Source organism: Palleronia sp., assembly GCF_042089775.1.
GTDB lineage: Bacteria > Pseudomonadota > Alphaproteobacteria > Rhodobacterales > Rhodobacteraceae > Palleronia.
Genome location: NZ_JBELKF010000078.1, coordinates 4957 through 15423, shown reverse-complemented (window position 1 = coordinate 15423; position 10467 = coordinate 4957). Strand labels below are relative to the sequence as shown.

Here is a 10467-nt window from a genome sequence, read left to right as displayed (position 1 = left end):
CAGATACGACAAGCGCCGCTACCGAAAGCGCAACCGGATCGCAATCATGTTCGGACGCCTGAAGGATTGGAGGCGCGTGGCGACGCGTTATGACCGAAGCCCAAAAGTCTTCCTCTCGGCCATCGCCCTCGCCGCTACCGTCATCTTCTGGTTATGAGTCCAGAGCCTAGGCGAGAGGACGACGAGATACGTCCACGACGAGCACGACATGTCGGTCGGCCACGAGGAGCCGGCGATGTCCGAAGTGGGCATCGCTCTGATCCAGCTCCGATCGGCGCTGCGCAACCTTGCAGAGCGGCTGGCAAATCTGCGCAACTGGCAGGAGGCGGAGCGTATTGCTCGGCAACTCCGCAGTTGAGGCATTTGGCCGAGGGGAAACCCTCGGCCCATATCGCGCAGGATCTCACTCTATGCCGATAGAGCGACGCCGTCCCGCGCCGCCGGTCTCGGCCCCTTCCTGCGCTCTCAGACGCGGCGTCGAAGCGCTGCGTCACCATGGTGAGGTCCAGCTGCTCCTGCTCCACATACGCTTTCAGCGTCGCGAGCGAGAGCCCTCCGGGGAGATAGTTCACGATGCCGATGTCATCGTTCCGATGGCCCATGAGATAGCGCCGGGCAGCGTCCGGCACCGACCGCGCCACCATCTTCGTGTTGAAGGTGGTCCGCATGGCCTGCAGGTCGCGCCGCTCGTCGTAGACCTTTCGGGACGTGCGAGGATACCTCAAGCGTCGCTGACGATCCTGAAGCCGAGATAGCTCATCACGCATTCGTGATAAGGCAGCCTCTCGGAAAAAATTTTCGAACCGACCCTTCTTCTTGTAACCGAGAAGAAGTCGCATGCCCGCCGCCACCCCCTCACAATCGAAAGTCGAAAACGTTCTCCGCGCGATGATCGCGTGTGGAGTGCAGCCCGGCGTTATTCGCGTCGAGGCGGATGGTTCGTTCACTATTGAGGCCGTAGGCGCCGTCGCGTCGGCCGCGGCGGATGTTGCCGACACTGAGGGACTACGCGACGATGAGCCACCAGCATGGGATGACGTTCAAGAATGAAGCTCGACCGAGACTATCCGGCCTTTGCACGGAATTCACGGCAGCAGGAACGCCTCGCTGACCCGGAGTTCGACGACGCCTACCAGGCGGCGCGAGAGGGCAGGAAATATGAGCGAAAGCCTTCGATCGAGGTTGGCGCGAAGACGCTCGACAATCTCCGGATAAAATATGTCGCCGCCATGAAGGTGATGCTCACCGGCGGCGATCTCCAGAAGGTCACCGTCGACGGCCGCACGCGCGGCCTCGAAAAGGCCTGCAACGTGAAGAAGGGCAAGGTCCGGCTTGGCTCGATGAAGGTCGATCTTCCCGAGGAGGCGTTTTTCCATATCCTCGACTCGTGCGGCGAGGAGACCGGCGCTGCTGAGAACACCCTGAAGGCGCTGAAGGCGGCATACAAGTGGGGCAGGCCGCGAGGCTTCTGCAAGGCACTTGCGGTTCTCCAAATCCCCAGCCCTCACAAGGGCAAAGGCGGGGCCACGCCGTGGACGCCCGAGGATGAGGTGAAGTTCCTGGAGTGCCGCAAACCCGGCACGATGGCGCGATGTTGGTTCTGGCTCGTGAAGAACATGGCGGGTCGGATCGGCGACACACACGACATCGGGCCGCGGAACATCAAGCTCAAGAACGGCCGAGCGTATCTTGCATGGCAGCCGAAGAAGAAGGGCTCGGAGCCGGTCGAGGTTCCGCTCGTGCTGGAATTTGCCGAGGAACTCGAAGGGAGCAACGTCCACGACGACGCATTTCTGGTCAACGATGATGGCCGACCATTCACCTCGTCAGGCTCGCTGGATAACCGCATCCGCAAGTGGGTCATCGCGGCAGGCCTCTTCATGCTTGTCGAAGAGGAGGATCCGAAGACAAAGAAAAAGAAGAAGGTGAAGAAGGCCACCCGATCCCAACACGGAATCCGGAAAGCGACCGCACACGAGCTCGCACACGCGGGCGCGCCGGTCTTTGAGATCGCCGCTCGACTGTCGCACAGCGACGTGAAGTTGTCCGCGCCCCATGTCGCCGATGTTGATTGCGCACGCTTTGACGAGAGCGGCTTTGAGCGCGTCCAGCAGGCACTCGAAATCCAAGGTGTCCCACGCCCCGAAAATCGTGGGACACTCGGGGGCGGGAAGGCCAACAAAATAGGCTTTTTGAAGGGAATGTGGCAGCCCGTAGGGGAATCGAACCCCTCTTTCCAGGTTGAAAACCTGGCGTCCTAACCGATAGACGAACGGGCCGTGCTGTCGTGAGGGGCTGTCTAAGGAAACCCGCGGGGGCGTGCAAGAGGGATTTTGCAGGAAATCTGCTTCACCTTGCGGAAGGTTCGGATCAGGCTGGCGAGGCATCCTCGAGCCGCAGTTGAGGACGTGCGCGACCCTGCCAATGATTGACCTCGAGCCTTCCTGCGAGGTGGAAGCGGGCACCTCCATGACCTTCGAGCGCGGGACCCAAGGGGCCGTCGAAGGCGCCAAATGCGATGGCGTCCAGACGCGGCCCCATCCCGTCGGTGAAGCTGATCTTCAGGTGGCTCTCGCCCACGCGCCGGGCCGAGGTAATGCGGCAATCGGGGAAGGCAAAGCGCGGGGCAGGGGCGCCCTGGCCGAAGGGGCCGGCGCGCTCGATCTCGTCGATGAGTTCGGCAGTGGCGGCGCCCGGCATGAGCAAGCCCGAGAGCTTAAGGCCGCGCGCCTCTCCCGCCGCCGAGCCTTGCCGTGCAAGCAGCTCGCCGAGCCTGGCCATGGCGTTCTCGATCTGGACCTCCGCCACCGTCAAGCCGGCGGCCATGCGGTGACCGCCCCCTTTGAGCAGCAGTCCCTCCTGCGCGACGCGCTGAATCGCGGCGCCCAGGTCGACGCCGGCGATGGATCGCGCCGATCCCTTGCCGATCCCGTCTGCCAGTCCGATCACGACAGCGGGGCGGCCGGTCGCCTCTTTCAGGCGTGCCGCGACAATTCCAACGACGCCGGGGTGCCAATCTGCGCCGGCGGCCCAGACAAGTGGGCCGTCGAGACCTCGCGCCTCGGCTTGGGCGAGGGCGGCGTCACGCACGGCTGTTTCGACCTCGCGACGCTCGGTATTGAACTGGTCGAGCCGTTCGGCCAGCGAGGCAGCCTCGTGCGGGCAGGTGGTGGACAGGAGGCGCGCCCCCATGTCAGCGCGCCCGACGCGGCCACCGGCGTTGATCCGCGGGCCGAGAACATAGCCCAGGTGATAGGCGGAGGGCGCGACCGACAGTCGCGCGATGTCCGCCAGCGCGGCAAGGCCCGGTCGCGCGCGGCGGTGCATGATATCGAGCCCGCGTCGTACAAGCGCGCGATTCACGCCGATCAGCGGCGCAACGTCAGCGACGGTGGCAAGCGCCACCAGGTCAAGCATCGCCATCAGGTCGGGTCCGCGCTTGCCCGCGTTGCGCATGTGGCGATTTGCCTCGACCAGCAGCAGGAAAACGACAGCGGCGGCGCAGAGGTGGCCCAGACCGCCGCTTTCGTCCTGGCGGTTGGGGTTCACTACGGCCACGGCGTCGGGCAGGGTCTCTCCGCCCAGGTGGTGGTCGAGGACGACGACATCCGCGCCAATTGCGGCTGCGATGGGGTCGTGGGACAGGGTCCCGCAGTCGACGCAGACGATCAGGTCATGGCTCCGGGCAAGCTCCTGCATAGCGTGCTCGTTCGGGCCGTAGCCTTCGTCGATGCGGTCGGGGATGTAGAGCGTCGCCTCGATTCCCAACTCGCGCAGCCATGTCAGCAGAAGCGCCGACGAGGCCGCGCCGTCCACGTCGTAGTCGCCGAAGACAGCGACCTTTTCGCGCCGCGAAACGGCCTGCAGCAGCCGCTCGGCGGCGCGGCCCATGTCGCGCAGGCTCAGCGGGTCGGGCAACAGGTCCTTGATTGACGGCGCGAGGTAATCAGCCGCCCCGTCCGGGGGAATGCCGGCGCGGCAGAGGATGCGGGCCACCGGATCGGCAAGGCCGGTCTCCTGGCACATCGCTTCGGCGAGGCGGTCGTCCTCGGCTGTCGGGCCGATCCACCGGCGGCCGGTGAGGGAGCTCTCGACGCCCATGAAGGCCCGTGTGATCTCGTCGCGCGGCACGGCATATCTCGTTCGTCTGGGGTGCGTCGCCACCATATCGCGGAGTTCCGCCGCAAGGAAGGGCGCGAGCCGCGGGTCGCTTGGCACCGGCGTCCACGGGGCGTATGCCTTTGCCCATGATGCAGCGCGCTACTCAGATCGTGATCTCGGTTTGCCTCTTGGGTATCGGTCCGGCGGCGGCTGAAAGCCTCTGCGGCGTTCGCGACGCCAAGACCGTCCTGGCGGCCATCGACGGGCAGTGGACCTCGCACGAGAAGATCAGCCTCGAGTCATCGTCCGACAGCTACTTTCGCGTGCCCGAACCTGCGGCATTCGTCATAAGGGCCGGTCGGATCGAATCGCCGTTCCTCGACAGCTTGCAGGGACAGCCGCTTCCCCTCGAACTGGCCGATGCGCCGATCTACGATGTCGATGCGGTGGACGAACTGCTCGAGGTGACGCGGAACGAGGAATTGGCCGATCTTCTGTCCGACACGCCCTGCGGTCCCGAGGATCTGCCGCAGTTCGTCGCCCACATTCCCGACACCGACGGGATCAGCGCCGGCGGGACCGTCACGCTGATCCCCTATTTCGACGACCGCGTCCTGAAGATCGCCGAGCTGGAACTGGCGAGCGCCGAGGCGCTGCTGTTCATGACCGGCGTGGCCTACATGACGCCCGCAAATCCCGAGTGACGGCTTGCGCCCGGCGTGGCGCTTGGGCAGTCTGCATCGCCCGACGGGACCAGCTTGCGAAACGGGCGTTCAGCCCCCACATCTGTCCCCGTCACCGGAGGACCCGGGGCGTTGCCGCGAAGCGGGGCGCAGGTGGTCCTTGCCAAGAAGGATAACATGATGACCGAGCATTCCTATCCCGTCCTGCCGCTGCGCGACATCGTGGTGTTTCCCCACATGATCGTGCCGCTTTTCGTGGGTCGCGAGAAATCCGTTCGTGCGCTCGAAGAGGTGATGGCGGACGACAAGCAGATCCTGCTGGCGAGCCAGATCGACCCGGCCCAGGACGATCCCGATACCGACGGCATCTACAGGACCGGCGTCCTTGCCAACGTCCTGCAACTGCTGAAGCTGCCCGATGGAACCGTGAAGGTTCTGGTCGAAGGCCGCGCCCGCGTGCGCATCACCGAGTTCGTCGAGAACGACCGGTTCTTCGACGCCGAGGCCGAGGAGCTGAACGAGACTTTGGGCGACGAAGAGACGGTCAGCGCACTGCTGCGGTCCGTCGGTGAAGAGTTCGAGAAATACGCCCGGGTGAAGAAGAACATTCCCGAAGAGGCGCTTGCCGCCGTCGGCGAAACGAGCGATCCGGCCAAGCTGGCCGATCTCGTGGCCGGGCATCTGGGTGTCGACGTGGCGCAGAAGCAGGAGCTTCTGGAATCGCTAGACATCTCGCAGCGGCTCGAGAAGGTCTATGGCTTGATGCAGGGCGAAGTGTCGGTCCTGCAGGTCGAGAAGAAGATCAAGACCCGCGTGAAGTCCCAGATGGAGCGCACGCAGCGCGAATACTACCTGAATGAGCAGATGAAGGCCATTCAGAAGGAGCTGGGCGACGGCGAGGACGGCGAAGGCGAAATCGCCGAGCTGGAGAAGCGCGTCTCCGAGACAAAGCTGTCCAAGGAAGCGCGCGAGAAGGCCGATGCCGAGCTGAAGAAGCTCAAGAACATGAGCCCGATGTCGGCCGAGGCGACGGTCGTGCGCAACTACCTCGACTGGATGCTCTCCATCCCGTGGGGCGAGAAGTCGCGCGTGAAGAAGGATCTGAACCGGGCGCAGAAGGTGCTCGACGACGATCACTATTCGCTCGACAAGGTGAAGGAGCGGATCGTCGAGTATCTCGCCGTCCAGCAGCGCTCGAAGAAGCTGAAGGGGCCGATCATGTGCCTCGTCGGCCCTCCGGGCGTGGGCAAGACGTCGCTTGGCAAGTCGGTTGCTAAGGCCACCGGGCGCGAGTTCATCCGCATCAGCCTTGGTGGTGTGCGGGACGAATCCGAGATCCGCGGCCACCGCCGGACCTATATCGGCTCGATGCCGGGCAAGATCATCCAGGCGCTGAAGAAGGCGAAGACCACGAACCCCCTCATCCTGCTCGACGAGATCGACAAGATGGGCCAGGACTTCCGTGGCGATCCGGCTTCGGCGATGCTCGAGGTGCTCGACCCCGAACAGAACTCGACCTTCGTGGACCACTACCTCGAGGTGGAATACGACCTCTCGGACGTGATGTTCCTGACCACCGCGAACTCCTACAACATGCCGGGGCCGCTTCTGGACCGGATGGAGATCATCCCGCTGGCCGGCTACACCGAGGACGAGAAGGCCGAGATCGCCAAGCGTCACCTGATCGCCAAGGTGGTCGAGAACCACGGCCTGAAGAAGGGCGAGTTCGAGGTCACCGGCGAGGCGCTGACGGCCATCATCCGCACCTACACCCGCGAGGCGGGCGTGCGGAACCTCGAGCGCGAGCTTGCCAAGCTGGCGCGGAAGGCCACGACGCAGATCGTCAAGAAAGAGGTCGAGAAGGTGGTCGTCACGCCCGAGAACCTGTCAGACTACCTCGGCGTGCCGCGGCACCGCTACGGTCTGGCCGAGGAAGAGGATCAGATCGGCGTCGTCACGGGGCTGGCCTACACCAGCGTCGGCGGCGAGCTTCTGAACATCGAGGCGCTGCGCCTGCCGGGCAAGGGGCGGATGAAGACCACCGGAAAGCTGGGCGACGTGATGAAGGAGTCCATCGACGCGGCCTCGAGTTTCGTGCGGTCGATCTCGCCCCGGATCGGGGTGAAGCCGCCGAAATTCGACACGCTGGACATCCACGTCCACGTGCCGGAGGGCGCGACGCCCAAGGACGGTCCCTCGGCCGGTCTGGCGATGGTGACCTCGATCGTGTCGGTGCTGACCCAGATCCCTGTGCGCAAGGACATTGCGATGACAGGTGAGGTGACGCTGCGCGGCAACGCGCTGCCAATCGGCGGCCTGAAGGAAAAGCTCCTCGCGGCTCTTCGTGGCGGCATCAAGACGGTGCTGATCCCGAAGGAGAACGAGAAGGATCTGGCGGACATCCCCGACAACGTGAAGGAGGGGCTGAAGATCATCCCCGTCGGCCACGTGAACGAGGTTCTGAAGCACGCGCTGGTACGCCAGCCCGAGCCCGTCGAATGGGACGAGGCAGCGCAAGAGGCGGCCGACGCCGAGCGCGCGGCCCGTTCTGCCGGCGCCGGTAACGCGGCGCAACTGCCGCACTGATCGAACGGAAAGGGCGCCTTCGGGCGCCCTTTCCTGTTGCGGGCGCTTAGTCGAGCGCAGCCATGAAACTGCGCATCACCTTCGCCGAATTGCCCGCGGCGATTCCCATGAAGGTGCTCATCTCGTTCTCGCCCTCACCGCCGCCGGCCAGGTCCGAGAGGGATCGGAAGGCGATGAACGGCACGTCATTGGCCCAGGCAACGTGAGCCACGGCCGCCGACTCCATGTCGAGCACACGGCCGTCGAACGTCTCAAATGCCCATTCCCGCAGCTCGGCATTGTCCACGAAGGCCGCGCCGGAAACGCCGTTTCCGCCGACCACGATCTGCGGTGCTTCGCTGAGGCAGTCGCCCTCTGACGCGCATTCGTCCAGCGACAGGTCCTCGGCGACCTCGCGGGCGGTTGCCAGCAGGTCCTCGTCTACCGGGAACCAGAAGCGGCTTTCGGACTCGGCCAACCCCTCGCGCAGCACCGTCTGGTTGCGGACGTGGCGCATGCCCATCGGCGCGAAGTCAGACGACATCCAGGGCGGGATCACGAAGCCAACCGCAGTTTCGCGCGCCATGATCGCGTCGAGGTATTCGCCCCATTGCTCGGGGATCACCACGTCTCCGATGGCGAGTTCGGGGTCCACGCCGCCGGCGATGCCGGAAAAAACGATGCTCTCGATCTTGAACCGGTCGATCGCGATCTGCGTGTTCATCCCGGCGTTCACCATGGACACGCCCGACAGGACGAGGACGACGTCCTGCCCTTCGATCATGCCGGTGATGAAGGGGCTGCCGTTGATGTTGTGCGTTTCGGCGTTGCCGAGGCCCTTCTGAAGGACCTCCCATTCGGGGTCGAAGGCTGACATCACGGCAACGCGGGGCGTGTCGTCGATCCCTTGCGCGGCAAGGGGCGTGGCGGCAAGGCAGGCGGTAAGGCCGACGGCGATATGGATGGAGGTGTGCGCGTTCATTAAGTCCTCAGGCTTGTGTGACTGGCGCACGCTCCGCAGGCTGCAGCGCGCCGTCAATCTCGGGCGCTGGTCGATACGCGGACGACACCGCTGTGCTCATAAATTACGCGAGGCACTGGATTCCGGGAAGACGCCAGCGACCTGACGGAAGAGGCTGGACCTCGTCGCGAAATCGTCTGATTGCGGCTCTAGAAAAGAAACCTCCTGTTCCAAAGTGGGATTCATCATGACCAGCGAACCCGACATGAAGATCGTCGAGGACACCACTCCGACCGTCACGAAAGAACTGAAGAAGCCCGAGCTGATCGACCGTGTTGTTGCCGTTTCCGGCCTGAAGAAGAAAGACGTCAAGCCCGTGGTCGAGGCGACGCTGGCCGTGCTGGGACAATCCCTGAGCGATGGCGAGCAGCTGAACCTGCAGCCCTTTGGCAAGACTCGGACCGTCAAGCAGAAGACCCTGCCGAACGGACAAGCCATGACGGTTAAACTGCGCCGCTCCGCTCCCTCACTGGAAGAGACCGAAGAACTGCCGGGCACGGAACAGTCCCCTGACGCGCCGTCTGCCTGACCTTCGCTGAAAAAGTAGAGAGCGCCCCTGTATTGTTCGCTTGCACCTTTTCAGGCAGGCGGCTACAGAGCACGCCACCGGGCGGTTAGCTCAGCGGTAGAGCACTTCGTTCACACCGAAGGGGTCACTGGTTCGATCCCAGTACCGCCCACCATCATTCGTATAAAATGGCGCGTTCCCACCGGGAGCGCGCTTTTGTCGTTTCAGGTCCCTCTGTCGCGCGCGCCCGAACGCTCTACAATGAACTCGTGCCGTCCGACACGTTCCCAGCCCACTTCAAGGAAGCTCTGCATATATCTGACAATGAACCGTTTTAAAGTCGCTCTTGGTCAAGAGGGCGCCTTCGAGGAGATCTGGGCCAGCCGCGACAGTCATCTGAAGGAAGTTGAAGGTTTCCTCGCCTTCCACCTGATGAAGGGAGAAGCGAAAGAGGGCCACACCCTCTACGCCAGTCATACTGTGTGGGAGAATCGCGAAGCGTTCGAGGCCTGGACCCGGTCCGACGCATTCCGGAAGGCGCATTCCGGCGTGCGGCCGCAAACCGACCTGTATCTTGGCCCTCCGCAGCTTGAGGTGTTCCAAAGCATCCAGAGCCTGACCTGACCCGCTCTGGCCGTCCGTCCAAGCAAGCTTGCCGCCAATCGGCTTTCGGCCCTGGCCCATCTGTGGAGTCTGAGCAATGTTTCGCCTTCTGGTCCGACGGCTCCCGTCGCAGCTTCCTGCCGTGAAATTGGGGCGGCGCTCCGGCTCGAAGTTCCACGCTGGCGAATCAAGCCGCTATCCGCTCCCCCATGGCCTCGCCAGGGGAGGCGGACCCCCGGGCGAACTCGGGAAGAGGCCGACACGGGCCTGGTCCGTGATCGGCGTGACCAAAAGCGAACCCTCCAGACCACAGATGGGACCATAAATCAGTCGGGCTTCTGGGCGAATGTTGTGCGGGACGACCGCTCCGATTTTCTGCGACGAGCCTGCCTAAGGTGATGCGTCGATTCCGCGTCCTGTTCATATGCACCGGCAACTCAGCGTGCTTGATCTTCGTCGAAGCGATCTTGCGCTATCTTATCGGGAAATTTTGTTCGAGCTATTCGCGGTTGGCCGCCGCAGAAAGCCGCAGGTCCTGTCGATTCTCGAGGGGAACGGGATCTTAACCGAGGGGCTGAACTTGATATCTTCCGGCGCGCCCTGGGGAAAGCCGGCGGTCTTCAACGTCTGTGACCGTGCCGCGAATCCGGAGTGTTTCACCGTCCCTGGCCATCAGGTCAGCGCTCATTGGAACACTCCTGATCCGTCAGCACACGGCGGAAGCGCGGCCAGGGAAGCGCTTGCCCTTAGTCAGGCGTTCTGGAATTTATGCAACTGAAGCAAGGGTTTGTCGAACCGGCCTTGCGACCTAATGCACCGCCGCTCGCTACGACACGCCGTCACCTAAACCGCCCGTGGGAAGCCTCTTGCATCACCAAAAAATCAAGCGGTGAGCGGCCTTGGTCGCATCGGCAAATTTGCCTTCACTCCCCCCCCCCCCTCTGGAGCGTAGCGCGAGGATGGCGCGGCTGAACGAGGGGGTTGGA

The 10467-nt window shown here is 63.8% G+C and carries 11 protein-coding genes and 2 tRNA genes; 8 read left to right on the top strand and 5 right to left on the bottom strand.

All coding sequences use genetic code 11. The features are described 5' to 3' along the window. The 3 genes from ACFDS3_RS15620 to ACFDS3_RS15610 form a co-directional block, all read left to right on the top strand. The coding region (locus tag ACFDS3_RS15620; protein WP_375263283.1) for a transposase at positions 1-157 on the top strand (157 nt) is incomplete at its 5' end. Between the two features lie 51 nt (positions 158-208). Then, complete coding sequence (locus tag ACFDS3_RS15615; protein ID WP_375263281.1) at positions 209-358, top strand: hypothetical protein; 150 nt, start codon at positions 209-211, stop codon at positions 356-358. Between the two features lie 479 nt (positions 359-837). Beyond that, positions 838-1050 (top strand): hypothetical protein, encoded by a 213-nt coding sequence (locus tag ACFDS3_RS15610; RefSeq protein ID WP_375263280.1) that lies wholly within the window; start codon positions 838-840, stop codon positions 1048-1050. 35 nt (positions 1051-1085) lie between these two features. Here ACFDS3_RS15610 and ACFDS3_RS15605 read toward each other — a convergent pair whose 3' ends face one another. From ACFDS3_RS15605 to recJ, 4 genes are all read right to left on the bottom strand, one after another. Then, positions 1086-1781 carry a hypothetical protein gene (locus tag ACFDS3_RS15605; RefSeq protein WP_375263279.1) on the bottom strand — a complete coding sequence of 232 codons (696 nt, stop codon included), beginning with the start codon at positions 1779-1781 and terminating at the stop codon, positions 1086-1088. A 45-nt stretch (positions 1782-1826) separates the two neighbouring features. Next, entirely contained in the window at positions 1827-2129 is a 303-nt protein-coding gene (locus tag ACFDS3_RS15600) for a hypothetical protein (RefSeq protein WP_375263278.1), read from the bottom strand. Positions 2130-2204: 75 nt separating this feature from the next. Then, positions 2205-2279: transfer RNA gene (locus ACFDS3_RS15595), tRNA-Glu, on the bottom strand. A 91-nt stretch (positions 2280-2370) separates the two neighbouring features. Further along, complete coding sequence (gene recJ, locus ACFDS3_RS15590; protein WP_375263282.1) at positions 2371-4101, bottom strand: single-stranded-DNA-specific exonuclease RecJ; 1731 nt, start codon at positions 4099-4101, stop codon at positions 2371-2373. 146 nt (positions 4102-4247) lie between these two features. Here recJ and ACFDS3_RS15585 point away from each other — a divergent pair, with 146 nt between their 5' ends. Further along, positions 4248-4805, top strand: a complete 558-nt coding sequence (locus ACFDS3_RS15585; RefSeq protein ID WP_375263277.1) for a hypothetical protein — start codon at positions 4248-4250, stop codon at positions 4803-4805. A gap of 159 nt (positions 4806-4964) precedes the next feature. After that, the gene (gene lon / locus ACFDS3_RS15580; RefSeq protein WP_375263276.1) at positions 4965-7370 is read left to right on the top strand and encodes an endopeptidase La; all 2406 of its coding nucleotides are present in this window, start codon (positions 4965-4967) and stop codon (positions 7368-7370) included. A 46-nt stretch (positions 7371-7416) separates the two neighbouring features. Here lon and ACFDS3_RS15575 read toward each other — a convergent pair whose 3' ends face one another. Then, positions 7417-8331, bottom strand: a complete 915-nt coding sequence (locus tag ACFDS3_RS15575) for a 5'-methylthioadenosine/S-adenosylhomocysteine nucleosidase (RefSeq protein WP_375263275.1) — start codon at positions 8329-8331, stop codon at positions 7417-7419. Positions 8332-8557: 226 nt separating this feature from the next. Between ACFDS3_RS15575 and ACFDS3_RS15570 the strand changes: the two genes are divergently transcribed. The 3 genes from ACFDS3_RS15570 to ACFDS3_RS15560 all read left to right on the top strand — a co-directional run bounded on the left by ACFDS3_RS15570 (position 8558) and on the right by ACFDS3_RS15560 (position 9502). Continuing rightward, positions 8558-8899, top strand: coding sequence for an HU family DNA-binding protein (locus ACFDS3_RS15570; RefSeq protein ID WP_375263274.1), 342 nt, complete (start codon positions 8558-8560; stop codon positions 8897-8899). 79 nt (positions 8900-8978) lie between these two features. Further along, positions 8979-9053, top strand: a tRNA-Val gene (locus ACFDS3_RS15565). Positions 9054-9202: 149 nt separating this feature from the next. Continuing rightward, positions 9203-9502 (top strand): antibiotic biosynthesis monooxygenase family protein, encoded by a 300-nt coding sequence (locus ACFDS3_RS15560; protein WP_375263273.1) that lies wholly within the window; start codon positions 9203-9205, stop codon positions 9500-9502. Positions 9503-10467: the final 965 nt, after the last annotated feature.

Excerpts from the sequence above, each read along its gene's own strand:
- ACFDS3_RS15615 (WP_375263281.1), top strand. The coding sequence starts at position 209 with ATGTCGGTCGGCCACGAGGAGCCGGCGATGTCCGAAGTGGGCATCGCT.
- ACFDS3_RS15610 (WP_375263280.1), top strand. The coding sequence starts at position 838 with ATGCCCGCCGCCACCCCCTCACAATCGAAAGTCGAAAACGTTCTCCGC.
- recJ (WP_375263282.1), bottom strand. The coding sequence starts at position 4,101 with ATGGGCGTCGAGAGCTCCCTCACCGGCCGCCGGTGGATCGGCCCGACA.
- ACFDS3_RS15585 (WP_375263277.1), top strand. The coding sequence starts at position 4,248 with ATGATGCAGCGCGCTACTCAGATCGTGATCTCGGTTTGCCTCTTGGGT.
- lon (WP_375263276.1), top strand. The coding sequence starts at position 4,965 with ATGACCGAGCATTCCTATCCCGTCCTGCCGCTGCGCGACATCGTGGTG.
- ACFDS3_RS15575 (WP_375263275.1), bottom strand. The coding sequence starts at position 8,331 with ATGAACGCGCACACCTCCATCCATATCGCCGTCGGCCTTACCGCCTGC.
- ACFDS3_RS15570 (WP_375263274.1), top strand. The coding sequence starts at position 8,558 with ATGACCAGCGAACCCGACATGAAGATCGTCGAGGACACCACTCCGACC.
- ACFDS3_RS15560 (WP_375263273.1), top strand. The coding sequence starts at position 9,203 with ATGAACCGTTTTAAAGTCGCTCTTGGTCAAGAGGGCGCCTTCGAGGAG.